This is a genomic window from Brenneria goodwinii (genome assembly GCF_002291445.1).
In the GTDB taxonomy this organism is placed as follows: Bacteria; Pseudomonadota; Gammaproteobacteria; order Enterobacterales; family Enterobacteriaceae; genus Brenneria; species Brenneria goodwinii.
In genome coordinates, this window is record NZ_CP014137.1 from 4467120 (window position 1) to 4494101 (window position 26982).

General features: G+C 56.4%; 28 protein-coding genes and 1 pseudogene. 13 read left to right on the forward strand and 16 right to left on the reverse strand.

Annotated features, from left to right (window positions below):
* Positions 1-157 precede the first annotated feature (157 nt).
* Genes ACN28R_RS19760 through ACN28R_RS19785 form a run of 6 tightly spaced genes read left to right on the forward strand, consistent with a single transcriptional unit; the run spans position 158 to position 6735 of the window.
* A complete protein-coding gene (locus ACN28R_RS19760) occupies positions 158-1753 on the forward strand; it encodes an ABC transporter substrate-binding protein (RefSeq protein WP_095835290.1) in 1596 nt (531 codons plus the stop codon).
* Positions 1753-2763, forward strand: coding sequence for an ABC transporter permease (locus tag ACN28R_RS19765; RefSeq protein ID WP_048636990.1), 1011 nt, complete (start codon positions 1753-1755; stop codon positions 2761-2763). Before ACN28R_RS19760 ends, ACN28R_RS19765 begins: the two co-directional genes overlap by 1 nt.
* A complete protein-coding gene (locus ACN28R_RS19770; protein ID WP_048636991.1) occupies positions 2760-3662 on the forward strand; it encodes an ABC transporter permease in 903 nt (300 codons plus the stop codon). Before ACN28R_RS19765 ends, ACN28R_RS19770 begins: the two co-directional genes overlap by 4 nt.
* Positions 3663-4490 (forward strand): ABC transporter ATP-binding protein, encoded by an 828-nt coding sequence (locus tag ACN28R_RS19775; RefSeq protein WP_048636992.1) that lies wholly within the window; start codon positions 3663-3665, stop codon positions 4488-4490. It abuts the gene before it with no gap.
* Positions 4490-5230, forward strand: a complete 741-nt coding sequence (locus tag ACN28R_RS19780; RefSeq protein WP_048636993.1) for an ABC transporter ATP-binding protein — start codon at positions 4490-4492, stop codon at positions 5228-5230. Before ACN28R_RS19775 ends, ACN28R_RS19780 begins: the two co-directional genes overlap by 1 nt.
* Entirely contained in the window at positions 5227-6735 is a 1509-nt protein-coding gene (locus ACN28R_RS19785) for a serine hydrolase domain-containing protein (RefSeq protein ID WP_095835291.1), read from the forward strand. The genes ACN28R_RS19780 and ACN28R_RS19785 overlap by 4 nt, the downstream gene beginning before the upstream one ends.
* 192 nt (positions 6736-6927) lie before the next feature.
* Here the strand turns inward: ACN28R_RS19785 and ACN28R_RS19790 are convergent, their stop codons facing one another.
* The 10 genes from ACN28R_RS19790 to ACN28R_RS19835 all read right to left on the reverse strand — a co-directional run bounded on the left by ACN28R_RS19790 (position 6928) and on the right by ACN28R_RS19835 (position 17489).
* Positions 6928-7860 (reverse strand): Rpn family recombination-promoting nuclease/putative transposase, encoded by a 933-nt coding sequence (locus ACN28R_RS19790; protein WP_095835292.1) that lies wholly within the window; start codon positions 7858-7860, stop codon positions 6928-6930.
* A 254-nt stretch (positions 7861-8114) separates the two neighbouring features.
* Positions 8115-9065 carry an isoaspartyl peptidase/L-asparaginase family protein gene (locus ACN28R_RS19795; RefSeq protein WP_095835293.1) on the reverse strand — a complete coding sequence of 317 codons (951 nt, stop codon included), beginning with the start codon at positions 9063-9065 and terminating at the stop codon, positions 8115-8117.
* Between the two features lie 57 nt (positions 9066-9122).
* Entirely contained in the window at positions 9123-9944 is an 822-nt protein-coding gene (locus tag ACN28R_RS19800) for a M55 family metallopeptidase (RefSeq protein WP_095835294.1), read from the reverse strand.
* 10 nt (positions 9945-9954) lie between these two features.
* Positions 9955-11013: a DmpA family aminopeptidase gene (locus ACN28R_RS19805; RefSeq protein ID WP_095835295.1), complete on the reverse strand. Its 1059-nt coding sequence runs from the start codon at positions 11011-11013 to the stop codon at positions 9955-9957.
* Positions 11014-11022: 9 nt separating this feature from the next.
* Positions 11023-11922, reverse strand: coding sequence for an ABC transporter permease subunit (locus ACN28R_RS19810; RefSeq protein WP_048636999.1), 900 nt, complete (start codon positions 11920-11922; stop codon positions 11023-11025).
* 8 nt (positions 11923-11930) lie between these two features.
* Positions 11931-12851 carry an ABC transporter permease gene (locus tag ACN28R_RS19815; protein ID WP_095835296.1) on the reverse strand — a complete coding sequence of 307 codons (921 nt, stop codon included), beginning with the start codon at positions 12849-12851 and terminating at the stop codon, positions 11931-11933.
* A 19-nt stretch (positions 12852-12870) separates the two neighbouring features.
* On the reverse strand, positions 12871-14412 hold the full coding sequence (locus tag ACN28R_RS19820) for a glutathione ABC transporter substrate-binding protein (RefSeq protein WP_095835297.1): 1542 nt from the start codon (positions 14410-14412) through the stop codon (positions 12871-12873).
* A gap of 40 nt (positions 14413-14452) precedes the next feature.
* On the reverse strand, positions 14453-16342 hold the full coding sequence (locus ACN28R_RS19825; protein ID WP_095835298.1) for an ABC transporter ATP-binding protein: 1890 nt from the start codon (positions 16340-16342) through the stop codon (positions 14453-14455).
* 20 nt (positions 16343-16362) lie between these two features.
* Entirely contained in the window at positions 16363-17328 is a 966-nt protein-coding gene (gene dgcA / locus ACN28R_RS19830) for an N-acetyl-D-Glu racemase DgcA (protein ID WP_095835299.1), read from the reverse strand.
* Positions 17329-17330: 2 nt separating this feature from the next.
* A complete protein-coding gene (locus ACN28R_RS19835; protein WP_156186728.1) occupies positions 17331-17489 on the reverse strand; it encodes a hypothetical protein in 159 nt (52 codons plus the stop codon).
* 323 nt (positions 17490-17812) lie between these two features.
* Between ACN28R_RS19835 and rph the strand changes: the two genes are divergently transcribed.
* Both rph and pyrE read left to right on the forward strand, forming a co-directional pair.
* Positions 17813-18529, forward strand: a complete 717-nt coding sequence (gene rph, locus ACN28R_RS19840) for a ribonuclease PH (protein WP_048637004.1) — start codon at positions 17813-17815, stop codon at positions 18527-18529.
* Between the two features lie 146 nt (positions 18530-18675).
* Positions 18676-19317: an orotate phosphoribosyltransferase gene (gene pyrE, locus ACN28R_RS19845; RefSeq protein WP_095835300.1), complete on the forward strand. Its 642-nt coding sequence runs from the start codon at positions 18676-18678 to the stop codon at positions 19315-19317.
* Positions 19318-19543: 226 nt separating this feature from the next.
* Here the strand turns inward: pyrE and slmA are convergent, their stop codons facing one another.
* The 3 genes from slmA to coaBC all read right to left on the reverse strand — a co-directional run bounded on the left by slmA (position 19544) and on the right by coaBC (position 21960).
* Positions 19544-20140 (reverse strand): nucleoid occlusion factor SlmA, encoded by a 597-nt coding sequence (gene slmA, locus ACN28R_RS19850; protein ID WP_048637006.1) that lies wholly within the window; start codon positions 20138-20140, stop codon positions 19544-19546.
* A gap of 118 nt (positions 20141-20258) precedes the next feature.
* Entirely contained in the window at positions 20259-20717 is a 459-nt protein-coding gene (gene dut / locus ACN28R_RS19855; RefSeq protein ID WP_095835301.1) for a dUTP diphosphatase, read from the reverse strand.
* Positions 20686-21960, reverse strand: a complete 1275-nt coding sequence (coaBC, locus tag ACN28R_RS19860; RefSeq protein WP_095835858.1) for a bifunctional phosphopantothenoylcysteine decarboxylase/phosphopantothenate--cysteine ligase CoaBC — start codon at positions 21958-21960, stop codon at positions 20686-20688. Before coaBC ends, dut begins: the two co-directional genes overlap by 32 nt.
* A gap of 186 nt (positions 21961-22146) precedes the next feature.
* Between coaBC and radC the strand changes: the two genes are divergently transcribed.
* The 5 genes from radC (at position 22147) to ACN28R_RS19885 (ending at position 25694) form a co-directional block, all read left to right on the forward strand.
* Positions 22147-22812, forward strand: coding sequence for a RadC family protein (gene radC / locus ACN28R_RS19865; protein ID WP_095835302.1), 666 nt, complete (start codon positions 22147-22149; stop codon positions 22810-22812).
* A gap of 238 nt (positions 22813-23050) precedes the next feature.
* Positions 23051-23287, forward strand: coding sequence for a 50S ribosomal protein L28 (gene rpmB / locus ACN28R_RS19870; RefSeq protein WP_048637009.1), 237 nt, complete (start codon positions 23051-23053; stop codon positions 23285-23287).
* Between the two features lie 11 nt (positions 23288-23298).
* The gene (gene rpmG / locus ACN28R_RS19875; RefSeq protein ID WP_004392084.1) at positions 23299-23466 is read left to right on the forward strand and encodes a 50S ribosomal protein L33; all 168 of its coding nucleotides are present in this window, start codon (positions 23299-23301) and stop codon (positions 23464-23466) included.
* A 254-nt stretch (positions 23467-23720) separates the two neighbouring features.
* On the forward strand, positions 23721-24530 hold the full coding sequence (gene mutM, locus ACN28R_RS19880; protein ID WP_048637010.1) for a bifunctional DNA-formamidopyrimidine glycosylase/DNA-(apurinic or apyrimidinic site) lyase: 810 nt from the start codon (positions 23721-23723) through the stop codon (positions 24528-24530).
* A gap of 180 nt (positions 24531-24710) precedes the next feature.
* Complete coding sequence (locus ACN28R_RS19885) at positions 24711-25694, forward strand: glycosyltransferase family 9 protein (RefSeq protein ID WP_048637011.1); 984 nt, start codon at positions 24711-24713, stop codon at positions 25692-25694.
* A gap of 27 nt (positions 25695-25721) precedes the next feature.
* On the opposite strand, the pseudogene coaD reads toward ACN28R_RS19885, so the two are convergent.
* From coaD to parS, 3 genes and pseudogenes are all read right to left on the reverse strand, one after another.
* Positions 25722-25856: pseudogene (gene coaD, locus ACN28R_RS19890) on the reverse strand (pantetheine-phosphate adenylyltransferase); the annotation flags it as partial.
* A complete protein-coding gene (locus tag ACN28R_RS19895) occupies positions 25855-26331 on the reverse strand; it encodes an RES family NAD+ phosphorylase (RefSeq protein ID WP_048637012.1) in 477 nt (158 codons plus the stop codon). The pseudogene coaD and the gene ACN28R_RS19895, both read right to left, overlap by 2 nt.
* Positions 26331-26786 (reverse strand): type II RES/Xre toxin-antitoxin system antitoxin, encoded by a 456-nt coding sequence (parS, locus tag ACN28R_RS19900; RefSeq protein ID WP_095835303.1) that lies wholly within the window; start codon positions 26784-26786, stop codon positions 26331-26333. The genes ACN28R_RS19895 and parS overlap by 1 nt, the downstream gene beginning before the upstream one ends.
* Positions 26787-26982 lie beyond the last annotated feature (196 nt).

Below are 26982 nucleotides of genomic sequence, written 5' to 3' on the forward strand. Positions count from 1 at the left end.
CATTTTGGTGCTAATGCACCAAAATGGAGAACCGCCGCTAAGGAAAAAAATCACGCCTTAGTTCATTCATTTTAAGCCCGCCTTGTTTGTCGATGTCAAGACGAAAATATGAAATAAAAAACAAAAAATTATTTAATATCAACAGGTTGAGGTGTTTATGATTACCAGGAGACATTTTCTTGCCGGATGCGGCGCCGTACCATTCCTTTCCTATCTGAATCTTCACTCTGCGTTTGCCGCCACCCCGCCCACCATGTTGGTGATGGCGATACAACTGGATAACATGACCAGTCTCGATCCGCATGAAAGTTTTGAGTCTGTCGGTTCTGAAATCGCCGGTAACCTTTATCAGCGTTTGGTGATGCCGAATCCGGAGAAACCGAGCGAAGTGAAGGGCGAGTTGGCGACCAGTTGGGAAGTGAGCAACGAGGGAAAAACCTTTACGTTCCACCTCGATCCCAACGCCAAATTCTCCGACGGCAGCGCGGTAACGGCGGAAGACGCGGCGTTTTCATTGCAGCGCGCGGTCAAGCTGGATAAAAGCCCGGCGTTTATCATTAACCAGTTCGGTTTCACCAAGGATAACGTTGAGCAGCACGTTGCCGCGCCGGACGCTCATACGCTGGTGATTAATCTGGACCAGCCCGCGGCGGAAACTTTCCTGCTGTATTGTCTGTCGGCGCCGGTGGGCAGCATTGTGCAGAAGAAAACGGCGTTGGCCAATCAGCAGGGGGACGATCTGGGCAACGCCTGGGTGAAACAGCACAGCGCCGGTTCGGGGCCGTTTACCCTGCGCGCATGGAAAGCCAGCGAGAGCGTGATCCTGGAGAAAAATTCCCATTACCCGACCGACAGCAAAATTCAGCGCATCATCATGAAGCATATTGTCGATCCGTCCGCCCAGTTGCTGATGTTGCAGAAAGGGGACGTCGATATCGCCCGCGATCTGACCAGCGAACAGCTGCGCCCGATTCTGAACGACGACAATTACCATGTTATTCGCAAGGATGTCTCCACCATTATGCTGATGTCCTGCAACACCACCAATGAACTGCTGAAAAAACCGCAGGTCTGGCAGGCGCTGAAGTGGGCGGTGGATTATGAAGGCATCCAGAAAAACATCATTCCGCTGACGCACCGCGTGCATCAAAGTTTTCTGCCCGGCGGGTTCCCGGCCGCGCTGGACGATACCCCGTTCCACCAGGATATCGCCAAGGCTAAAGCCCTGCTGGCGGAAGCGGGTTACCCGGACGGCTTCGAGATCACCCTCGATCACTACTCCGCCCAGCCTTATCCCGATATCGCCCAGGCGATCCAGACGCAACTGGGGGCTATCGGCATCAAAGTCAGGCTGATTTCGTCGGAGAACCGTCAGGTATTGACCAAAATGCGCGCCCGTCAGCATCAGTTGGCCATTACCGCCTGGGGCGCGGACTATTTCGATCCCAACTCCAATACCGAAACCTTCTGCGTAAACACCGATAACAGCGAAAATGCCCGTAACCGCACGCTGGCATGGCGTTGCGGCTGGTCAGACGAGAAGTTCAATACGCTGACCGAGCAGGCGCTGCATGAAAGCGATGCGGATAAGCGTATTGCGCTGTATGAAACCATCCAGCGTGAACACCGGGAACACAGCCCGTTTATTATGCTGATGCAGAATACGCTGCCGATTGCCTGCCGTAAGAATATCAGTGGCGTCAACATGACGGTACTGCGTGATAGTGCTTATGATCAGGTGAAAAAAGCGTAATGTCGGTATTCAAACGTTTCCTCAGTACGCTGGGGAGCTTGATTCTGACGCTGTTCGGCCTGTCGGTGCTGACATTCTTCATCGGTCGGGTCATGCCGACCGATCCGGTGTTGGCGGTGGTTGGCGACAACGCGCCGGAATCAGTCGTGGCGCGCGTGCGTCAGGAAATGGGGCTGGACCAGCCGTTATGGGTACAGTTTATTCGTTACCTGCACCAACTGCTGCAAGGCGACCTGGGTAATTCGGTACTAACGTCCAACCCGGTGATAACGGATATCGCGCGCTTTTTCCCCGCCACGCTGGAACTGGCGACCGCCGCGATTATTATCGCCGCGCTGGTCGGCATTCCGCTCGGCGTATGGGCGGCGGTGCGTCAGGGCTCCTGGATCGATCAAACCATCCGGGTGGTCTGCCTGGCCGGACATTCTCTGCCGGTGTTTGTGCTGGCGCTGCTCAGCCTGCTGATTTTCTATGCGGTGCTGGGCATCGCGCCGGGGCCGGGGCGTCAGGACATTATTTTCCAGGACATGGTGCCGCAGGTGACCGGGCTGTTGACGGTGGATTCCCTGCTGGCCGGCGATTACGACGCCTTTAAGGACGCCGTCGCCCATATGGCGCAGCCGGTGCTGATACTGGCGTATTTCAGCATGGCCTATATCACGCGCATGACGCGCACCTTTATGCTCAATGCGCTGAGCGGTGAATTCGTCATTACCGCGCGGGCTAAAGGGTTGTCATCACGCCGCGTCATCTGGCGTCACGCCTTCCCGACGGTGGCGGTGCAACTGGTGACGGTGCTGGCGCTGACCTATGCCGGTTTGCTGGAAGGCGCGGTGGTGACGGAGAACGTCTTCTCCTGGCCGGGTCTGGGGCAATACCTCACCACGGCGTTGATGAACGCCGATATGAACCCGGTGGTTGGCACCACGCTGTTAGTCGGCACGCTGTACGTCTTGCTGAATCTTTGTGCCGATATTCTCTACCGACTTTGGGATCCCCGCGTAAAATGATTTTTCCTGTATCACGAGCTTGGTTGCTCGACGAAACGCCCGTAACACGCCGCCAGGCAGTATGGGGCCGGCGCTACCGGCTGTGGCTGGGATTACGGGCCAATCCGATGGCGATGATGGGGCTGGTCGTTATTTTGTCCGTGCTGCTGTTGTCGCTGGCGGCGCCGTTATTAACCTCTTTCAACCCGGGTTTTCAGGATCTGGCTAACCGGCTGGCGCCGCCTTCCGCCAAGCACTGGCTAGGCACGGATGAACTGGGGCGCGATATCTACACCCGCATCCTGTACGGCGGCCGTACCACGCTGGGTATGGTGATTGCCGTTGTGGCGCTCACCGCGCCTATCGGTTTGCTGGTGGGCTGTGTCGCCGGTTACGCCGGCGGGCTGCTGGATAAGATTCTGATGCGCGTGACGGATATCTTTCTGTCATTTCCGCGCCTGATTCTGGCGCTGGCCTTCGTGGCGGCGTTAAAGCCCGGCGTGGAAAGCGCCATTCTGGCGATCGCCCTTACTTCCTGGCCGCCGTATGCCCGGCTGGCGCGGGCGGAAACCATGCAGTTCCGCCACAGCGACTTCATTGCCGCCAATCGCCTGACCGGGGCGACGCCAATGCGCATTATTCTGCGCCATATCATGCCGTTGTGCGTACCCAGCCTGATCGTGCGCATCACGCTGGATATGAGTTCGATCATCATCACGGCGGCCAGCCTGGGCTTTCTGGGCATGGGGGCGCAGCCGCCGTCGCCGGAATGGGGAACGATGATCGCCACCGCGCGGCGTTTCCTGTTTACCGAATGGTGGGTGCCGCTGATGCCCTGTGTGGCGATCTTCCTGACTTCGCTGGCGTTTAACTTTTTAGGTGACGGTCTGCGTGACGTACTGGATCCAAAGGAGCGTTAAATGCTGGTGGAAATTGAAAATCTTCGCATCACGTTTACCAGCCGGAGCGAAAGATCCGAGGCGGTGCGCGGCGTTTCTCTGAGCATTGGTAAAGAGAAGTTCGCCATCGTCGGGGAGAGCGGCTCCGGCAAATCGCTGACCGCCCGCAGTCTGATGCAGTTACTGCCGGGCAACGCGCAGATCCAGGCGGATAAGCTCAGCTTTGACGGTATCGATCTGCGCGGCGCCAATGAAAAAACCATGCGCCGGATCCGCGGTAAGCGCGTCGGATTCATTTTGCAGGATCCGAAATACTCTCTGAATCCGGTGATGACCATCGGCCAGCAGATTGCCGAAGCCTGGCGGGAGCACAAAGGCGGCAGTAAACGGGCGGCGATGGCGGCGGCTATCGAACTGTTGGAACAGGTGCGTATTCGGGATCCGGAACAGGTCGCCGCCCGCTATCCGCATGAGGTGTCGGGCGGGATGGGGCAGCGGGCGATGATCGCCATGATGCTGGCGCCCGATCCGGAACTGCTGATCGCCGATGAACCGACCAGCGCGCTGGATGCCACCGTACAGGCTGATATTCTTAAGCTGATTGACGATCTGGTTTCCCAGCGGGGAATGGGGCTGATTCTGATCAGTCACGACCTGCCGCTGGTATCGCATTTCTGCGATCGGGTGGCGGTGATGTATGCCGGCCGGATTGTCGAAATGCTGGCCGCCAGCGAACTGCATCAGGCCCAGCACCCTTATACTCAGGGATTGCTGGCATGTCTTCCCTCTCTGAAACATCCGCGGGATCGGCTTCCGGTGATGAAACGTGATGCGGCCTGGAAAAACTGATGATTATACTTGATAACTTACGTATTTCATTCGGCTCGACCGCCGTGGTGAAAGGCGTCTCTTTTGAGGTGGAAAGCGGCGCCAGTTTTGGCATTGTTGGTGAAAGCGGTTCGGGAAAATCGACGATTTTGCGCGCGCTGGCCGGGCTTAACCATGACTGGCAGGGCAGCATGCTGTTCGGCGGCATGGCGCTGTCGGCCCACCGCGGCCGCGATTTCTTTCGTCAGGTGCAGATGGTGTTTCAGGATCCCTACGGTTCCCTGCATCCCCGCCAGACGATCGACCGTATTTTGCAAGAGCCTCTGCTGGTGCATCACATCGATCGCGCGGAGCAGCGTATTGCTCAGGCGCTTGACGACGTGGGGCTACCGTCAACGGTGCGTTTTCGTTTCCCTCATCAGCTGTCCGGCGGCCAGCGTCAGCGTGTCGCCATCGCGCGGGCGCTGATCGCCGAACCGGAGGTGCTGCTGCTGGATGAACCGACTTCCGCTCTGGATGTGTCGGTACAGGCGGAAATTCTCAATCTATTGATGGATATCCGTCAGGAGCGCAAACTCACCTATCTGATGGTGAGTCACAATCTGGCGGTGGTCACCCATTTGTGCGAGCAGGTCGGCGTGATGCAGCACGGCGAAATGGTCGAGATACTGAGCGCCGAGGATTTACGCGCGGGCCGCATGCGGCACCCGCACACCACAGAACTTTATGCGTTAAGTATGGCGTTAGAGGAGCCCGCATGACATTGAACTGGAAACGGGCGACCGAGGTCGCCCAATCAATAACCGAATGCTGGGATCACAAGCATCAACCCGGCGGCGCGATTGTGCTGTTTGACCGCGAACAGATCCAGGCCGCCTGCTGCGGCGGGCTGGCGGATCTGGCGCAAGGTACGCCATTCAGCACCAGCAGCGTGGTGCGTTTTGCGTCGGTCACCAAGCATCTGTTCGCGGCGATGGTGACCGGGCCGATGGCCGGCAAAATTTCACTGACGGATACGCTGGCGCAGCATCTTCCGCAACTGACCGGCGCGAATGGCCGGGTTAGCGTGGGGCAGGCGCTGGATATGACCGCGGGTCTGGACGATATTCGTGAAACGCTGTCCCTTTTGGGATTATCGGTTTACAACGCGACGCAGGCCGCCGATTTGCTTCAGTTTGAGGCCGATATGGGGGAATTGAACTATCCGGCCGGCAGTGAAATTTCCTATTCCAATACTGGTTATCGGCTGGTGGAAGAGGCGTTGAAAGCCAAAGGCATCCTGTTTGCCGATCTGCTGCAACAGTACGTTTGCGAGCCGCTGAATATTCGCCTGTACGCGCCGGAAACCTGGTTTGATATCGTTCCCGGTCTGGTGCCCGGCTACTGGCAGGGGAAAAGCGGCTGGCAGTTGGCCAGCGCCGGCCTGCATTTGTCCGCGTCCGGCAGCGTGGCCGGCAGCGTGCGCGATCTGAGCGTCTGGCTACAAACGCTGCTGCGCGATGATGGGCCGGGAGCCGGCGTTCTGGCCCGGCTTTCCGCGCCGCGCCGGTTAGCGGATGGACGCACCACCGGGTATGGGCTGGGCATCGCCCGCACGCAGCTTGGCGACGCGCATCTGGTCGGGCACGGCGGTTCCCATGCCGGCTATAAAACCTATTTCCTGCTCGATCCACAGCAGGGAGCGGGGGTGGCGCTGGTGGCAAACCGGGAAGACGTCGCCACCTATGATAGCGCGCTGTACATTATGGCCGCTCTGCTGGAGCAGCCGTTGCCGCAGCCGGGACATGCGTTGACCAGCGGTCTGTATGCTTCCGACAGCGGCAGCGATTGGCTGGAGATTAGCGGCAATACCGCCTGCTGGCTGGGGGCGGGCGATACGCTGTACCGCGATCGCGATCCGGCGCAAGCGGTATCGCTTTCCAGCCATATGCCGATGCGGCTGCGGCAGAACGGGGCGGCGATAGAAGGGGAGATTGGTCATGTGCCCCGTCGTTTCCTGCCGGTAGAAGCGGATGACAGCATTGAGCAGGCGCAAGGGCGCTGGTTCTACCCGCAGTGGCGCAGCGAACTGGTGATTACGGGCGACCGGCTGGTGATGGGGATTGGCCCGGCGGCCATTACCGCATCGCTGATTTCTCTGGGTAAAGGCCGCCTGCTGGCAACGGCGCAGGATGGTCCGTGGGAAAAACGTTTTGCCATCCAGCTCGAGGGCGACGGTATGAGGCTATTGCTGAACCGCAGCCGGATCGTGAGATATCGGCGCTGAAGGGACTCGCGGGGCCGCTGGTTTTCGCAGGCTCCGTCGTCCCCACGGTAGTAAGCGGGAACCTGCTTTCGCTGGCGGCGTCGAGTATGAGAGATTTCCGGTTACCCGTTAGTCCTTCGGGCCGCCGCAAGCGGCGTTCAAAAACATTCCCGATGTTTTTATGCGCGGGAATGACGGATGAGAGCGACTACCTTAGATGCCGGCATCCGGCGTAATGTCGTCGGATAATTGAGCCATCTCTTCATCGGAAAGCTGGGTGATTTGCTGGATCTGCTCGCGGGCCATACCGGTCAACAGTAGCTGGCGGGCGATCTGCCGCGCGCTGGTTTTCATCCCTTGTTCTATTCCTTTCTCAATACCGCTCTGAATTCCTTTCTCAAACCCAATCTGTTCCAACTGTTGTGCAATCGTCATTATCTCCTCCCGATCCGTTGATAGCGGCGCTGACACTCTCTCGATAAAGTCGGCTGGTCTGGATGTATTGCCGGTTTGCGCAATATAAAACAGCAATGCCCGTTTCTGCGTCAGCGGCACCTGCCAGCGCTCAAATAATAACCCGATATCTCGCGCCAGTTCCAGCATATCCCGCGTGCGGATATGTTTTTGCACCAGCTCCAGCAGCGCCGCCCGCCGATGGGTTTTGATCTCATCATCAGGGATAACGGTCAAGTCCACCAGTGGAAAGGCTTTTGCGTACAGTTGTTGCGCCAATGATGGGTCGGCAAAGCTATCCAGCCAGCACAGGCTGTACGGATACGGGCTGCGTCCTCCCTGATAGAACAATAACGGCACCACCAGCGGCAACTGCTTATGCCCCTGTGTCAAATGTTGTTGCATCGCCGCCAGACTGTAGCGCAGCAGACGGAAGGCCATCAGCTTTTCCGGCCTGCTCTGGTGTTCGATTAAACAATAGATATAACTCTGTCCGGCGGTAGTGCGCAGGGAATAGAGCATATCGGAAACCCGTGCGCGCAGTTCTTCATCAATAAACGAGGCGGACTCCAGTTGCAGCGTGTTGAAATCACAGCGGGTACGGATATCCGGTGGCAGGTGGATGGAGAGAAAATCCCGAGCTACATCAATATCGCTGAGAAATTGTTTACAGATTGCATCGTGTGATTGCATGTCGTCCCTGACCGTTTATATTCCTTACGACAGTCAGAGTAGCGAATGGCGTTCGTGCGTAAAGGCCGTATTGCTCATTCTGGAAAGCGGCTCGAAAGAAAAGCCATGAGGAATGATATTTTCCTATTGCGCGCAGGCTTTCACTATGCTTGAAAATCACAAACCCCCTTTTTCTGAGGGGGAGGGTTGGAGGGGTTAGAACCTGCAAACTCCCCTCCTCTTAAGAGGAGGTTGCCCGAGCCGCTTACTTCCTATCACCGATAAATACTGGCTACCGGATCTTCGCCGACATAACCGTAACCTCGGTACATCCCTTCGCTATTAAACGGCAGCGTAATGTTGCCGTCGCCATCGACGGCGATCAGGCCGCCGCTGCCTTCCAGCCGCACTAGCTTTTCCATCACTACGCGATCGGCGGCCTGTTGCAGCGACAGTCCGGCATATTCCATCAGCGCCGAGATATCGTAGGCGGCGACGGTGCGCATAAAGATTTCGCCGGTGCCGGTGCAGGAAACGGCGCAGGTGTGGTTGTTGGCGTAACATCCGGCGCCGATAATCGGGCTGTCGCCTACGCGTCCGGCCTGCTTATTGGTCATGCCGCCGGTGGAAGTGGCCGCCGCCAGATTGCCGTTGCAGTCCAGCGCCACGGCGCCGACGGTGCCGAATTTGCGATCGGGATCGATAGGATCCTGGGACTGACCGTCGTGATCCAGTATCACTTTTCCCTGTCCTGACTGGGCGTTATGCAGCTGTTGCCGGCGTGCCTCGGTGGAGAAAAAGTCCGGCTCCACCATGTCTAAATGGTGCTGACGGGCAAATGCCTCCGCGCCCGCGGCGGTAAACATCACGTGCTGGCTGCTTTCCAACACGGTTCTGGCGGCCAGCACCGGATTGCGGATATGGCTGACGCAGCTGACCGCTCCCGCGTTCAACGTGCGTCCATCCATAATGCTGGCGTCCAGTTCGTGGGTTTCATTATGGGTAAACACCGCGCCGTGTCCGGCATTGAACAGCGGACATTCCTCCAGCAGTCTGACGGCTTCGGTCACCGCGTCCAGCGCGCTGCCGTGCTGCGCCAGAATCTGCTGTCCGCTGGCGACGATCGCGCGCAGTTCGGCCAGATAGCGTTGCTCTTGCTCCGTGCTCATCGCTGAGCGGGTCAACGCGCCGGCTCCGCCGTGGATCACAATTACTGCTTTTCCCATACTGCAATTTCTCTTTTCAATCAGTTATAACGGAGGAAGCGGGAATGGCGCCGCATGTCAATTCTGCGTCGTCGCCAGATAAGAAAACGCGCTTAACAGGCTGATCAGTTCCGCCATGCTCTGCGCGGTATAACCGACGGTGACGGCATCCAGTCGTTCTATGCCGGGCAGCAGGCAAAACAGATCCGCCAGTACCGGTTTCGCCACCATCAACTCAAGGCGATAGGGCGCCTGAATACGCGATGTCACGTTGTTGTGCGCCGTCTGCACCGCTTTCTTGGCGGACTGCCGGATAAGCTCGCGGGCGGATTGCGGGCTGAGCGACTCGGCCGCATTTTGCGAAATGGCGCGTTTGACGCAGGCATAACCGGCGGCGGGATAATAACGGGCGATCCACTGCTGCAGCGTATCGTCGCCGCTGACTAGCCAGAGCGGCGTGTTGTATTCCGCGCCCGCCGCGGCATAGATATCGCTTTCGCCCATGATTTCACCGTTGATGCGCACCCGGTAAAACGCCCGGCCGTTGATGGTATGGGCCAGTATGCCGAACTCGCCGGCGGCGCTGTGATAGCCGATAAACATCAGGCCGTCGTACTGCTGCTGTTCCAGCCCTTCGACCATCGACAAACCGCGTGGCTTACCCTGCACCAGCCGGGCGCGGGAGTCGATATTCTCTGCCCGCAGATTCACCATGGCGGCATGGCTGTCGGCGACCACGACTTCGGTGGCGCCGCCGGCAAAGGCGCCGTCAACCGCGGCGTTGACCTCCTGCTCCATCAGCCCGCGGGCGAGCTGATATTCCGCCGTCCCAGGGCTGCACTGTTCCGGGCGCATTACCCCGGCAATACCCTCAATATCTGCCGAAATGAAAATCTTCATGACCAATTCCTTAATCAGATAACGTTGTTACCAGACGATCCAGTACCTGACGTAATGCCGGGCGATAATGCCCGCGAAAGCCAGTCACGGCGTCCGCATTCAATAGGGCGTCAAGCACCGCGTGTTCGGTGGCGTCGGCGGCGGCGCTCAGCAACGGCTCAAGCTGGCTGTCCGCCGGCGGTTGTGGCTGCGGACGGGTCGAGAACGCCACGGCGATATCGCCGGAGCCGTGGCCCCAGTAGCTGCCCAGGCGGCCTAGCCCCGCGCCGGCGCGTTTGGCGATGCGCCCGAGCTGGCGGGCATCCAGCGGCGCGTCGGTCGCCATAATAATGATGATCGAACCGGCGTCCTGCTGCGGCGCCAGCTCGGGCAATAGCGGCTCGATGGCTGCGCCGATCTGTACGCCGTCCAGCGTCAGCGCGGAGAGCGCGCCGAAATTCGCCAGCACCAGCACGCCCAGCGTGGCGTTGAGTTCCGGTATCAGGCGCGACGCGGTGCCGATACCGCCTTTCAGGCCGAAACAGCTCATGCCGCGGCCCGCGCCGACGCTGCCTCGCGCAAAGGTTTCATCGGCGCAATCCAGCGCTTCGCGCGCCATTTGTTCGGTAACGGCCAGCGCCTGAATATCGTTCAGCCAGCCGTCATTGCACTCCAGCGCCAGTGGGTTGACGGTGGGAAGGGTGCGCCCCAGTTCGGGGTTATGGGCAATCGCATCCCGCGCCAGCGCGGTAAACAGCGTCCCCACGGCCAGCGTATTGCTGAGCAGAATCGGCGTCTGCAATAGACCGAGTTCTTCAATCTGCACCAGTCCGACGGGCTTGGCGAAGCCGTTCAAGACGGCGGCGCCGCAGGGCAGGGGATGCGCAAACAGATTCCTGTCGGCAGGCACAATCGCGGTGACGCCAGTCTGGGTTTCGCCTTTCGCCAGCGTCGCGTGTCCTACGCGCACGCCGGCCACGTCGCTGATGCTATTGCGCGGCCCGCTGGCGGAGCGGGGCGTTCCCAGTTGCCGCTGTGTCTGCCAGCGGCGCAGCAGCAGCGCTATCTGTTCCTGTTGATAGGATGCCATGTCGGTTCCTTAGCTTTTCAATTTGGGATCGAGGGTATCGCGCAGCGCGTCGCCCAGCAGGTTGAAAGCCAGTACGGTGAAAAAGATCGCCAGACCGGGGAAAACGCTGACGTGCCACAGGCCGGCCATCATCAGGCTGCGGCTCATAGCCAGAATATTACCCCATTCAGGAACGTCCGGCTCCGGGCCAAGGCCGATAAAGCTGAGGCTGGCGGCGGTCAGGATGCTGGTGCCGATACGCATGGTGAAATAAACGATCACGCTGGGCAGCGTACCCGGCAGAATATGGCGCATCAGCACAATGCGATCCGGCGCGCCGGCGCAGCGTACCGCTTCCACGTAGGCCGCCTGCTTGAGCGACAGGGTGGAGGCGCGCACAATGCGGGCAAACACCGGCACGCTGAAGACGGCGACGGCGATGATCACGTTATTCAGCCCCGGACCGAGGATCGCCACCACGGCGATCGCCAGCAGCATGCCGGGGAAGGCGAACAGTACATCGGAGCCGCGCATGATCAGCATATCAATCCAGCGGCCGTAATACCCGGCCAGCAGGCCCAATACAATTCCCGCCAGCATCCCCAGCGTGACGGAAAAAATGCCGATATACAGCGAGATACGCGCACCGTAGATAATCCGGCTCATCACGTCGCGCCCCAGGTCGTCGGTTCCCATCCAGTGGGCCGCCGACGGCGGGGAAGAGAGCGCCATCCAGTCCGGTTCCTGCGGATTGTACGGCGCCAGCCAGGGCGCCAGGATCGCCACCAGAATCAGCAGCAAAATAAACCCGCCGGAAGCCAGCGCCATCGGGTTATGGAAAAAAACCTGGGCGAAATCGCGCCAGGGCGAACGAATGGTGTTTTCGTCAAGAGTTGCAGCCGCCACGGCGGGCTCGGAAGGAAGGTTCATCTTATCTCCTAACGTAAGCGAATCGCCGGATTGACCACCGCGTACAGCAGGTCCACCAACAGGTTAATGACAATGAATTCGAACACAAACAGCATGACCAGCGCCTGAATAACCGGCTGATCCTGCGTCTTAATGGATTCGATCAGCAGCCAGCCCAGCCCCGGCCAACTGAATACGCTTTCCACCACAATGGAACCGCCGAGCAGAAAGCCGAACTGTAGCCCCAGCATGGTGATCACCGGGATCAGCGCGTTGCGCATTACATGTTTCCAGACGATCAGCCGGTTACGCAGTCCTTTAGAACGTGCGGTGCGCACATAGTCTTCCTGCGAAACTTCCAGAAAGGCGGAACGGGTAAAGCGCGCCATCACCGCCGCCACCGACGCGCCCAGCGTCAGCGCCGGCAGAATAATATCGCTGGGCTGATTGAAGCCGCTGACGGAAAACACCCCGAACGGCATGGCGACAAACTGAATCAACAGTAAGCCCAGCCAAAACGGCGGCATGGATATCCCGCCGATGGCGAAACTCATCAGGGTCCAGTCCTGCCATTTCCCTCGCCTGAGCGCAGAAATGACGCCGACCAACAGGCCTAATACCACCGACCAGGCAAAACCGGCCAGCGCCAGCCACATGGTGGGCATAAAGCTGTTGCCGATCACCTCAGTAACCGGCTGCTGGGTGCGGTAAGTCACACCCAGATCGCCTTTAAACAAGCCGCCGAGCCAGTTAACGTACTGCTGCGGCAGCGGATCGTTCAGTCCCAGTTGCTGACGAGCCGCTTCCACCGCTTCAATCGGCGCGTCGGAGCCGGCGTAAATGCGTGCCGGATCGCCCGGCAGCAGTTTAATAAAGCCGAACACTAACAGGGAGACCACCAGCAGAACCGGGATCATTTCCAGCAAACGTCGGACTATATAGGCAAACATGGCGTTCTCCCCGGAGCTGTTACTTAAATTCCGCCTGATCGAAGATCAGCGAACCATCGGCCAGCATGTAAACGCCGGACAGGTTTTTCGCTTTGCCCACCAGGTTGTCCGGCGAGCCGAGGAAAGCGACGGCCGCATCCTGCCAAATCAGCTTTTGCGCTTCGGCATACGCCGTGGCGCGCTTCGCCGGGTCGGCGGTTTCCAGACCGGCCATAATGGCTTTATCTACCGCAGGGTTGCTGTAGTAAGAGACGTTATAGGCGGTCGGTACCCAGGATTCGGTGGCGAACAGCGGACGCAGCGCCCAGTCGGCATCGCCGGTGGACGTTGACCAGCCGCCGTAGTAGAGGTCGTATTCCGCCTGTTTCGGATCCTGCACGCCCCACAGTTTGGCGTTGCGCGCGCCGGAGTCCATCGGCGTGACGGTGGCGCGGATGCCTACCTGAGCCAGTTGCTGTTTGAGGAACTGTGCGCTACGAACCGCCGCCGTTGCGTTGGTGGTCCACAGTTTCAGATCGAGCCCGTTGGCGTAGCCGGCTTCTTTCAGCAGCGCCTTGGCCTTTTCCGGGTTGTAACTGTAATCCGGCGAGCTTTGCTTCTGGTAGAACTGGACGTTAGGCGGCATAGCCGAAGTGGCGGGTACGCCCATGCCGGCGAATCCGACTTTCAACCACATATCGCGATTGATGGCGTAGTTGATGGCTTGACGCACGCGCACATCCTGCAACGGTTTATGCTGGGTGTTGAGCGACATGTAGTAGAGATAAATCCCTTCATCACGCTGTACCGCCAGCTTGCTGTCGCTTTGCACCGCGTTCAGCAGATCGGACGGCAGCGGGTAGATGGCGTCGACCTGACCGGACTTCAGCGACGCCACGCGGGTAGAGTCTTCCGGCGCCGGGAAGAAGGTCACGCTGTCGACTTTCGGCCAGCCCTGCTGCCAATAGCCGTCATATTTCACCAGCTTCACGTCTTTACCCTGCTGCCAGGCGTCGAATTTGAACGGGCCGGTTCCCACCGGATGAAGACGCAACTGGGCTTCGTCAGGATATTTTTTCAGCGCTTCCGGGCTGTGCATTACCGCCGACGGGTGAGCCAGGGTATTAACAAAGGCGCCGAACGACTGGTTAAGATCGATTTTTACCTCGGTAGGAGAGACGACCGTAACCGTTTTGATCATTTTAAACAGGCTATTACGTTTCAAACCTTTGTTCTGATCGGCCAGCCGGTCGAGGTTGGCTTTAACCGCATCGGCGTTGAACGGCGTGCCGTCCTGAAAGGTGACGCCTTCGCGCAGCGTAATGACGAATTCGGTGGCGTCGTCATTGCTGGTGTAGCCGGTAGCCAGTTTGGGCGCCAGCTTCATTTTGTTATCGAACTGGAACAGACGCTCAAAAATACCGCTCTGAATGGAATAACTCAGCGTATCGGAAGTGTCGTGCGGGTCTAGTCCGGTGATGTCGGCGTAGATGGAAATACGAAGATCCTGTGCCTGGGCAACGGCTGCCAGACACAATGAGAGCCCGAGGGCAACAGCGGTTCTGCGAACAAATAGCTTCATGGTTTCTCCTGGTTAGCAATAGATATGCGATAAAAGAACGTCAACTCATAGGCTGGGCGTCAGATCCGCTGTCTGCCACCCAATGGTGTGGCGCTACCTGTCGATAGCGCGTTTTGGCAACGCTCTCACCTGCTTTGCGCAGCGGAGAGGGGATTTCACTGTCATCAAACTGGCGCGTGCCGCGCTTGCTGGGATCGGCGATCGGCACCGACGCCAGCAAGCGGCGGGTGTAGGGATGCTGTGGCGAATTGAACACCGACTGACGCGGCCCGATTTCCACAATCTGACCGAGATACATGACCGCCACCCGATTGGCGATGCGTTCGACGACGGCCATGTCGTGGGAGATGAAAATCCACGATACGCCGGTATTCTTTTGCAGATCCATCATCAGGTTGACCACCTGCGCCTGAATGGAAACGTCCAGCGCGGAAACCGCCTCATCGGCAATGATGACCTGCGGTTGCAGCGCCATGGCGCGGGCGATGGCGATGCGCTGACGCTGACCGCCGGAGAATTCGTGAGGATAACGGCGCGCGTGTTCCGGCAACAGCCCCACGCTTTTCAGTAACGCCTGCACCTGCGGCGTGGCCTCTTCCAGCGATTTCACCAGACCGTGCAGCATCAACGGCTCGGCAATGGTGAACCCGACGGTGAGACGTGGGTTAAGCGAGGCATAGGGATCCTGGAATACCATCTGGATTTCGCGGCGCAGCGGCTGGAAGTCGCTGTCTTTCATCAGGGAAATTTCCTGCCCCTGAAAGTAGATACTTTCGGCTTCGCTCTGCACCAGACGCAGCAATGCCCGCCCGGTGGTGGATTTGCCGCAGCCGCTTTCGCCCACAATGGCCAGGGTTTCGCCCGGCCAGACGTTGAAATCAATCTGCTCTACGGCATGGACATGGTGGGTGACGGACGAAAAAATACCGCTGCGCACGGGGTAATAGACGCGCAGACCGCGGATATCCAGCAACGGGTCATCGTCGTAGCGGGCGGTGATCTGTTCGCTATTATCATCGTCGGACTGTTGACCGAGCAACGGGAAGCGTTTCGGCCAACGGTTTGCGCGCATATCGCCCAGTTTGGGCACGGCGGCCAACAGCGACCGGGTATAAGGATGTTGCGGCCGGGTGAAAATCTGCTCGACGTCGCCTTGTTCCACCACTTCGCCTCGATACATCACCACGACGCGATCGGCGATTTCGGCCACCACGCCCATATCGTGGGTGATGAACAGCACCGCCATATCACTTTGCTGTTGCAGATCGCGCAGTATTTGCAGAATACGCGCCTGCACGGTGACGTCCAGCGCGGTGGTGGGCTCATCGGCGATCAGCAGTTGCGGGTCGCAGGCCAGCGCCTGGGCGATCATCACGCGCTGGCGCATGCCGCCGGAAAGCGAATGGGGATAGCTTTTCATCACCCGATCAACATCGGCGATGCGTACTTTATGCAGCAGCTCGCGCGCTTTTCTATCCGCGCTGGCCCGATCGCAAATCTGGTGGTCGCAGAGCGCTTCCGTCAACTGATCGCCGACTTTCAGCACCGGATTCAGCGAGGTCATCGGCTCCTGAAATATCATCGCCATTTCACGGCCGCGTAGCTGACGGCGCTGGTCGGCCTTCATGTTTAACAGATTATGTTGCCGCCCGTCGCGCGCGGTAAATTTAATGCCGCCCCGTTCAATGTCGGCGGCATCGGCCAGCAGCCCCATTACGGTTAGCGAGGTGACGGATTTCCCCGAACCACTCTCACCCACCACGGCAACCACTTCCCCCTTATTCAGGGTGAATGAAACGCCTTTCAGCGCCAGATGCTTGCCGGAGCGCCCGCTGAAGCTGACGCTCAGATCGTCGATTTCCAGCACCGGCCGAGGCGCGCCACCGGGTACCGTGTCGGTTACCGCACCCGTTTGCATGATATCCGTCATTGTCACTCCGGTTGGTTGGGTCATAGCCAGATTCGTCCGCGGTTATAGGTCAGGTAAGGCGAGCTGTCCGCCGCCAGCCAGATGGGGCCGTCGAGATCGACGTATTCGGCCGCCGTGGTGATCGGCAACGCGGCCTCCATCGCCATGGAGGAACCCAGCATGCAGCCGACCATCACCCGCAGGCCGTAAAGTTTCGCTTCTTCCACCATGGCCAGCGCTTCGCTTATGCCGCCGCATTTATCCAGCTTGATGTTGATCATGTCGTAACGGCTGCGCAGTCCGGCGATATCGCCGCGGTGATGGCAGCTTTCATCGGCGCAAATCGGAATGGGGTGCGCAAAGCGCAGTAAATCGTCATCTTTGCCGGCCGGCAGGGGTTGTTCCACCATGGCGATTTGATAGCGGGTCAGCGCATTAAACAGGCTGCCGAGATCCAGTCCGCCCCAGGCTTCGTTGGCGTCGATAATCAGTTTGGTGTTGGGCGCCGCTGCGCGAATGGCGGCGACTTTCTCCAGAATCAACTCGCGATCCAGCTTGATTTTCAGCAGCAAAGCATTACGGGAAACCGCGTCCGCGGCGGCGGCGACCATGTTTTCCATGCTGTCGAGGGAAAGGGTTTCTGCGGTGATGACGGATTTCGGCGGCTGAATGCCGAGATTCTGCCACAGGGTCTGTTTTTTCAACGCCGCGTTGAGCCGCCATAGCGCGCAGTTCAGCGCGTTTCTGGCGGCGCCCGGCGGCAAATGGGTTTGTAGCTGCTCAATACTGAGGCCGTTTTCTACCGCCCCGGTGACTTCTTGCAACTGCCGACAAACGCTTTCTGGCGATTCGCCATAATGGGGCGTCGGCGTACATTCGCCCTGACCGATGAATCCCCGTTCCTCCAGCATGACCCGAACAACGGCGACGGCGCTGCGGGTGCCGCGGGAAATGGTGAAGGGGCGCGCCAAAGGCAGGTTTACCGTTTCGATTTGCATATGACGCATGATTAACCTTGCCCCCGCTGCTGTTTAACGCTGATACCGGTAGCAAGGTGTTGCGAAAAACCCATAAGGCGCAGATGAGACGTGGCGGCGGCTGGCTCGTTTAACGCCAGGAGTTCAGGCTTTTCACTGAAGAGCGGCAGGTAAGGCCGGGGGATCGACATAACGCTTTTCTCATCTATGGGTAGGTGATGCTAAGAATATTTCACGCGCTATTGGCATTGACGAATACTTGTTCATCGGTAGGGTATAACTTGAGGTTATACCCATCAGGGGTATGACTTTGTGTTATTGCGCGAGGGGGCCGGACAGGGTTTTGGGAAGGTGTATTTTCGGGGAGTTTCGACTGCTTGGCGGAGGTTATTAAGGCTATAGAACGCGGCGTGTGTTTTGAAATTGTAATCAAGCGCCATGAGGCAAGGTAGGCATTGTCGCGCTAAGGCCGTATAATGCGCGCCAGTTAACGTTTACCCGCCGGAGATGATCCATGCGCCCTACAGGCCGAAGTGCACAGCAAGTACGCCCCCTTAAATTAACCCGCCATTACACCAAACACGCCGAAGGGTCTGTTCTGGTTGAGTTCGGCGACACCAAAGTTCTATGTAACGCTACGGTTGAAGATGGCGTACCGCGCTTTCTGAAAGGACAAGGCCAGGGTTGGGTGACCGCCGAATACGGTATGTTGCCGCGCGCGACCCACAGCCGTAACGCCCGTGAAGCGGCGAAGGGCAAACAGGGTGGCCGGACGATGGAAATTCAGCGCCTGATTGCACGTTCGCTGCGCGCCGCCATCGATCTGAAAGTGCTGGGTGAGTACACCATCACGCTGGACTGTGATGTGTTACAGGCGGACGGCGGTACGCGCACCGCATCGATTACCGGCGCCTGTGTGGCGCTAGCCGATGCGCTGAACAAGATGGTCGCCGACGGCAAGCTGAAAAAGAACCCGATGAAGGGCATGGTGGCGGCGGTATCGGTTGGCATCGTCAACGGCGAGGCGGTCTGCGATCTGGAGTATATTGAAGACTCCGCCGCGGAAACCGACATGAATGTGGTAATGACCGAGGACGGCCGCATGATTGAAGTGCAGGGCACCGCGGAAGGCGAACCCTTTACCCACGAAGAGTTGTTGTCTTTGCTGGCGCTGGCGCGCGGGGGGATTGAGAACATCATCCAGGCGCAGAAAGCCGCGCTGGTTGATTAATTTTTTAAACCAACAGGCCTGCCCGTTCTATCGCCACCCCCGCCTGCCGCCGCGGGGATGACGGCGCGAGTATTCGCAGGAACGATGGCAGCGGGCGCAGACCAGCCACGATCAATCAATTCACTCACATCTCAGGAGATGCAGTAATGAAAGCCTATCAGCGCCAGTTTATTGAATTTGCGCTCAGCAAACAGGTATTAAAGTTCGGTGAATTTACGCTGAAATCAGGGCGCATCAGTCCTTATTTCTTTAATGCCGGCTTGTTCAATACCGGGCGGGATTTGGCGTTACTGGGGCGCTTTTATGCCGAGGCGTTGGTGGATTCAGGGATCGCGTTCGATTTGCTGTTCGGGCCGGCTTACAAAGGCATTCCCATTGCCACGACCACGGCGGTGGCGCTGGCCGAACACCACGATCGCGATCTGCCTTACTGTTTTAACCGTAAGGAAGCCAAAGATCACGGTGAGGGCGGCAACCTGGTGGGAAGCCCGCTGCAGGGACGAGTGATGCTGGTCGATGACGTTATCACCGCGGGTACGGCGATCCGTGAATCCATGGCGATTATTGCCGCCAATGGCGCTCGGCTCGCCGGCGTTATGATTGCGCTGGATCGTCAGGAGAAAGGACGTGCCGATATTTCCGCTATTCAGGAAGTAGAACGCGACTACCAGTGCAAAGTCATCTCTATTATTACTCTGAAAGACCTGATCGCCTATTTGGCTGAAAAACCTGAAATGGCGGATCACCTGGCTGCGGTTGAAGCGTACCGCGATCGATACGGGGTCTGATCGGGTCTGCAGGGTGAAGGGCGCGCACGCGTCCTTTATCTCTTCCACAGCTTTCTCCGCCGGCCGCTCCGCGCCGTATGCCGGATGTGCGGAGATGAACTGAGCATCCGTCTGGGGTTTAGCCTATGCGGGCAAACCGGTCTACATACGGGGACGGGGAATCGCGGATCGGGAATTTTGCCGCAGTATGCGGTTAACTTGTGGCGTTCAGCCACAAGCATGGTTTTTAGTTCAGTTGCGCGGCCAGTAGCGGCCAGCGGGTATCGAACTCCTGGGTTGGGCGATAGCGGAATTCAGAGCGAATAAACCGCGAGAGCATGCCTTCGCAAAATGCCAGCAACTGGCTGGCCAGCAGCGTTTCATCATGCTGAAAGCCTTTGCCGTCACGTAATTTTTGCTCACGCAGCACCTGACGCAGTTGCGACTCGATGCGTTCGAAAAGCTGATTGATACGCCCCTGTAAACGATCCTGTTCAAACATCAACGCGTGCCCGGTCAGAATACGAGTCAAACCCGGATTCCGCTCCGCAAACCCCAGAATAAGCAATAAAATCAGACGCAGACGGTTAAACGTTTCTTTCTCATCTTGCAGAATCAGGTTGATGCGGGTAGTCAGGCTATCCTCAATAAACTCGATCAGGCTGTCGAACATCCGCGTTTTGCTGGGAAAATGCCGATAAAGCGCGGCTTCAGACACCCCAACGTTCGCGGCCAGCTTTGCAGTGGTAATGCGTTGGCTGCCGTCGCTGGATTCCAGCATTTGCGCCAACGCCTGCAAAATTTCCTCGCGGCGATTCCTTTTCGTATTTTCTTTTTCTGCCATGTATGAAAAGACCCTTGCTAAAAATTTGACGGACAAACACCCGCTAGCGCCATAGTCGCAATGTTGCGCTATGGCTTATATGTATTTTTTACTATGCCGGGTGAGGGGCAGAAACGCGTCAGTTGCGACCCGAATGGCCGAAGCCGCCTTCCCCGCGTTCGCTGCTGACGAAATCTTCGACCAGATTAAACTCGACCTGAACGACCGGAACGATGACCATCTGCGCGATACGTTCGCCGGGTTCAATAGTGAAGGTCTGTTGACCACGGTTCCAGACGGAAACCATTAATTGTCCCTGATAGTCCGAGTCGATCAACCCAACCAGGTTGCCTAACACCACGCCATGCTTATGGCCCAGTCCGGAGCGCGGCAGCACCATCGCGGCCAGATTAGGGTCGGCGATATGAATCGCCAGTCCTGTTGGTATCAGGACGGTTTTCCCGGCTTTCAGCTCCACGGCCTGATCCATACAGGCGCGCAGATCCAGCCCGGCGGAACCCGGCGTAGCATAGGTCGGTAACGGGAATTGTTGTCCAATACGCGGGTCAACAATCTTTACGTCGATTTTTTTCATCATAACGGCTGACAATCTCGTCGATTAAGTTTTGGCCAAGAAGACGTTTATCGCATTGTGGCAACTGCTTGTCTCCGTTGCGCCAGAAAAGATGTAATGCATTGGTTTCGCTATTGAAACCATGCCCGGAAAGGGAGACGTCGTTAGCGCAGATCAAATCCAGATTTTTACGCGTCAGCTTTTGCCGGGCGTATTCTTCCACATTCTGGGTTTCGGCGGCAAACCCGACGACATAAGGCCGATTTTCACTCATGGCGGCGACATCAGCGATAATATCCGGATTTTTTATCATGGCGACAGTCATTTCATCACCCTGCTTTTTGATTTTTTCATCGGCGATATGTTTGGCCCGGTAATCCGCCACGGCCGCACAGCCGATAACGATATGTTGCTCGGCGGCTGCGGCCATCACCGCCTGCTGCATATCCAGCGCGCTGTTGACGTCGATACGTTTGACGTTGTTCGGTGTCGCCAGGGTTACCGGCCCGGCGATCAGCGTCACGTTCGCCCCTCTGTCGGCGGCGGCCTGGGCGATAGCGAATCCCATTTTTCCTGAACTGTGATTACTGATGAAACGCACCGGATCCAGCGCTTCCCGCGTCGGGCCCGCGGTAATCATAATGTTCAGATGTTGCAGATCGTTGGCCGCGGTAAAATGGCTTCGGGCCAGTTCAATAATTTCCAGCGGATCAATCATTCTGCCGGGACCAACATCACCACACGCCTGGCTGCCGCTGTCCGGCCCCCAGATCGATAAACCCCGCGCGGCGAGCGTACGCAGGTTGTCCTGCGTCGGCGCGGCGCGATACATCTGCTGGTTCATGGCGGGAACCACGGCGATAGGCGCGGACGTCGCCAGGCAAATGGTGGTCAGCAGGTCATTTGCCATGCCTGCGGCCAGACGCGCGATGAGGTCGGCCGTCGCCGGCGCCAGAATAACCAAATCGGCCCATTTCCCTAGTTCGATATGACCCATAGAGGCTTCCGCCGCCGGGTCGAACAAATCGTCCGACACCGGGTGACCGGATACGGCCTGCAGCGTCAATGGCGTGATAAAGGCCTTGGCGGCCTGAGTCATGACGACACGCACTTCCGCGCCGTTGTCGCGCAGGCGTCTCACCAGCTCGGGGCATTTGTACGCGGCAATGCCGCCGCTGATGCCAAGCACGATTCGTTTGCCTGAAATACCTTTGCCAACAAGCGCTTTGTCAGAGGAGAGCCCGTTCGGGCTGGAAAGTGCCGTCATCATCATGGTCCGATAAAAACCCTAGAGAGGGCGTTATTTTATCATAACCTTGGCGCAGGAGATGAATCTTAAGACGTCCGTCCGCTTTTCTGACGAAATTGCGAACCGATTCGCAGGTTGTCGCCGCCGGCATCGCGACTCGATTCGGGCCGTGTCATGATGTCGGCCGGTCGGAAAGGAGGGGCGATGGACTGGAGAGATAAGCAGGCGCCGCGGGAGAAATTAGTGAATTTCGGGGCCGAAACGCTGACGGATGCCGAACTATTGGCGATTTTCCTACGCACCGGAATACCCGGCATGAACGTGATGCAACTGGCGGAGAGTCTGCTGGCGCAGTTCGGTTCGCTGCATCAGTTGATGTCCGCGGAGCAGGATGCGTTTTATCGCGCGAAAGGCATCGGCATTTCAAAATATACGCAGTTAAAAGCGGTGGTGGAACTGTCGCGTCGGCTGTTTTCGTCCCGTTTGGCGGAAGAGAATGCGATGCTGAGTCCTGAAATCACCGGTCAGTACCTGCAATTATTGCTCTCCCGTCAGGAACGGGAGGTCTTTTTAGTCATGTTTTTAGATAATCAGCATCGGGTTATTCGTCATCAGGAGATGTTTGCTGGTACTATTAACTGCGTAGAAGTACACCCGAGGGAAATTGTGCGTGAGGCGTTGAAGTCCAATGCGGCTGCATTGATTCTGGCGCACAATCATCCGTCCGGGAAAGCGGAACCCAGTCAGGCCGACCGTGCGATAACCGAACAAATCACTAAAGCCTGCCTGCTATTAGAGATTCGCGTGCTTGATCATCTGGTCATTGGGCATGGTGAATACGTCTCTTTTGCCGAGCGTGGGTGGATTTAACAGATATTTCCGCGATCCAACGGGATCTTTAGTTGTTCGGGACTTGAGCACTTACGCTTCAGAGCGTATACTACGCCACCTTTGAGAATCTTGGGTGTGGCGTTAAGAGCCTATCTCAGCAGGTTTACCCTGATGACGGAGTCTTTTCAGTGAAGTTGCTGAGATGGGCTCTATAGCCTGACGAGGCGGCCAACACCCATGACGAAGCTCGAGCTGATTTGATTTTTGGAGAATAGACATGTCCCGAGTCTGCCAAGTTACTGGCAAGCGCCCGGTGAGCGGTAACAACCGTTCCCACGCACTGAACGCGACTAAACGCCGTTTTCTGCCGAACCTGCACTCACACCGTTTTTGGGTTGAGGGTGAAAAGCGCTTTGTAACGCTGCGCGTATCCGCTAAAGGTATGCGTGTTATCGATAAGAAGGGTATTGAGACGGTTCTGGCCGATCTGCGTGCCCGTGGTGAAAAGTATTAAGGAACTGAATCATGGCTAAGGGTGTTCGCGAGAAGATCAAGCTGGTTTCTTCTGCTGGTACTGGTCACTTTTATACCACCACGAAGAACAAGCGCACGAAGCCGGAAAAATTGGAACTGAAGAAATTCGATCCAGTTGTCCGTCAACATGTGATCTACAAAGAAGCTAAAATTAAATAATTTTAGTGGATTGCTAAAAACCCTGCCTCGGCAGGGTTTTTTTATGGTTGCCGATCCCAACCATCATGTTTGTGAAGGCTGAGGCAGGTATGGTCGGCGCCGCATCGCAGCCAAAATGCTTCCCGGCTGCCGCTGTTTATCCTGCGGGCTGTTGTTGCGCGACGTTTAACATCACTCCCGATGATTTTTTACCGCGGATCGATGCCGTATGTTGTTTTATGTTAATGTAATCAGAATGTTCCAGGAGACGAGTCATGCCTGAATTACCAGAGGTTGAAACCAGTCGTCGGGGAATTTCTCCCTACCTCGTTGGCCATACGATTCTCTATGCCGAAGTCCGCAATTCCCGCCTGCGCTGGCCGGTTTCCAACGAAATTTTGTCGCTTAGCGATCAGGTTGTGCTGGGCGTTCATCGCCGCGCCAAATATCTGCTGATTGAATTAACCACCGGGTGGATCATTGTTCATCTGGGCATGTCCGGCAGTCTGCGTATCCTGCCTGAGTTCATTGAGCCGGGTAAGCACGATCACGTTGATTTGGTCCTGGATAGTGGTAAGGTGCTGCGTTATACCGATCCGCGCCGCTTTGGCGCCTGGTTATGGTCCAACAATCCGCAAGAGAGCCCGGTGCTGGCGCATTTGGGACCGGAGCCGCTGAGTGATGATTTTTCCGGTAACTACCTGTATCAGAAGTCGCGAGGCAGGAAGACGCTGGTTAAGCCCTGGATTATGGATAATAAGGTCGTGGTCGGCGTAGGGAACATCTATGCCAGCGAGTCACTGTTTACGGCCGCAATCAGGCCGGACAGGGCTGCCGGTTCGTTGAGTGAAGCTGAAGCAATGCTGCTGGCGGACACCATTAAACGGGTTCTGTTGCGTTCAATTGAGCAAGGCGGGACAACATTGCGTGATTTCCTGCAATCGGATGGTAAACCGGGGTACTTTGCTCAGGAATTACAGGTTTATGGTCGTAGCGGCGAGCCTTGCCGGGTTTGCGGCACGCCGGTAGAGGTTGCGAAGCATGGACAGCGAAGCACGTTTTTCTGCCGCCGCTGCCAGCGTTGATTTCATTGCAATTGATACATAGAGTAGCCGGCAGAGTAAAATTTCTTTTTGATTATTACAGCCCGACTGTTCCAATTTATTGAGTATATATTCTAAATAATTCGAGTTGCGGGAAGGCGGCGGCACAGCGAATAAGCAACTTGAAGTATGACAAGCATAGAGAAGTAAAAGGGTAGATATATGCATCGTATATTGGTTATACGAATTGATTTTCTTGGCGATATGGTTTGTTCTACTTCACTTATTCATTCATTAAAACAGCGCTGGCCGATGGCTGAAATTCATGTTCTGGCGAATAAGTACAATGCACCGGCATTGGATAAAAATCCAGACGTTCATGCTGTTCATTATTATGTTTATAGTAAAAAATTTGAAAAAAACCGGCGGCCTGGCAGATTAAATGCGTTTATCGATCGTTTTAAGCTGATTTGTAAATTACGTAGCCTTAATTTCGATCTGCTGATAATACCTAATGGTGGTATGAATAAGAGTTCTATTCAATTCGCCAAGTTTCTGAATGTTAATGATTGCCGCTGGCACACGGAAGACAGTGGATTTGATGATAGAATTGAATCACACATTAATAAACGTGTAATGAAGCATGAAATTTTATCTGGCTATGAATTAGTTCCAGAGTTAGGGCAAGTAGAGATAAATAAGTTGAAATTATATGTCTATCCCGACCATTCATTACAAAACAAATGGATTAAAATTCTTGGGGAAAAGCATAACCCTCGAATTGGTTTATTCATATCGAATAAATCGGATGCCCGACGCTGGTCATGGAATAAATGGCATAACCTGTCGCTAAAATATGGTAAAGATATTGATTTTATTATTTTTTATGCGCCGGGAGGTCAACCCGCCGCCGAGCAGTTAAATGATATCAACGCTCGCTGTGTATCAACAGATACCGTGTCGGATTTGATAGCAGCGATGAGCCAATTGGATGTGATCGTATCAGCAGATAGTGCCCCGGTACATATTGGCGCGGCGCTACAAATACCGGTTATCGCTTTATTTGAATCAAGGCCGGAAAAATATTTACGTTGGTATCCATTGGGGGTTAAACATATTTTAATTCACGAAGGACCTCGGGTTGAGGATATTAGCGTGGAGTCAGTGAAAGGCGCCATAGACTTATTTCTCAAGGAGTTGCGCTAGCCTAATCGGCCTGTTTCAACTTCTTTTTTAGCGCGTCAGCATGGATCTGGGGAGAAAATGTGAGACATCATCGCCGTGACGAGCCAGGGATGATGAAATAAAGGACCATTCTTGCGAAGGCATACGAAACACGCTTTCTCGTGTCGGCATCAGATGGTGGTTATCCCTGACGAACCAGACGTGGATCGATAAAAAAGCTCTCTATTGTGACAGAGTTAAGTGCAAGGGCCGCGGCAGGATGGGTGATATTGAGTAGCGCATTCCATTCGCCGGTAATAGTGCTGGGAACCTGCAGCACCAGACCATTCGCCGGATTGCTGAGCCATTCGTCTCCAATGCGTTGCGTGGAGTGGGGCGCGGGGTCGGTCTGCCAGTCATCCGGCAGCGCATTGCCATCCAACGAAGAGACAAGCTCCTCGGGAACCCGAATTCTGAGCATACAGTATCCCTGGGCGATATCTTCGAGTTCGAGGTGCACCAGATTCTCCAAAACGCACAATGCCTTAGTGCTGCCCAGATAAACGCAACTCTTTCCTGGGGAATTCCAGCGTCCGCCGTAAATTCTCGCACCATACCCATCAAAGGCCGTTGCCGCATACCGCTGTTTTACCAATCGATAGAAGCTTAGCTCGGCCATTAACTGATGACACCGTACTCAATCTGACCGATAAGCGTCAGAACGGCTTCCGCCCCGGTTGGTGTGGAAAGCAGATCGGCAGGTTTTTTACCGCCAAGTCCCTTGGCGGGTTTATTCAGCCACGCCGCCATGCGTTCCGAATTACCGTTGAAAAGCTGACTGGCTGCGGCAATCGTCCGGGCGAGCAGGTAAATCCGGGCGCTTTGTTCTGGAGAAAATCGTTTCTCAGGGCTTTTTACCCGCCGGTTGTATGTGGTCCGGTCGATACCCGCCATACGGTAAAGTTGTTGCTCATCAAAATGTATAAGGTCCGCCATGTCTTTGAGTAGTGACACGTTCAACCCTTCCGTAATGCGCTCATGAGCATCCACGGCCATTTCTGGTAGGTTCAAATAAACCATCAGCGATTTTGGCGCATGTTCTGGTGATTTGGGCGTAAAAATGGAAGTCGTCATATTGCCCTCCTGTTCATATGAACAAAATTATAGCGCATATGAGTGGAAAATGAAGTGATGAATTTTCCTACGATTTTTGGCTAAGGGAATTGATGGCTAGTTATAGCGTGTTGTGAACGGGGATGAGGCATCAGTCCTGATGATGGGAAGACTGCGCTAGGGGAACGATGCCGGCGTTTACCAGCATACAAAGGCG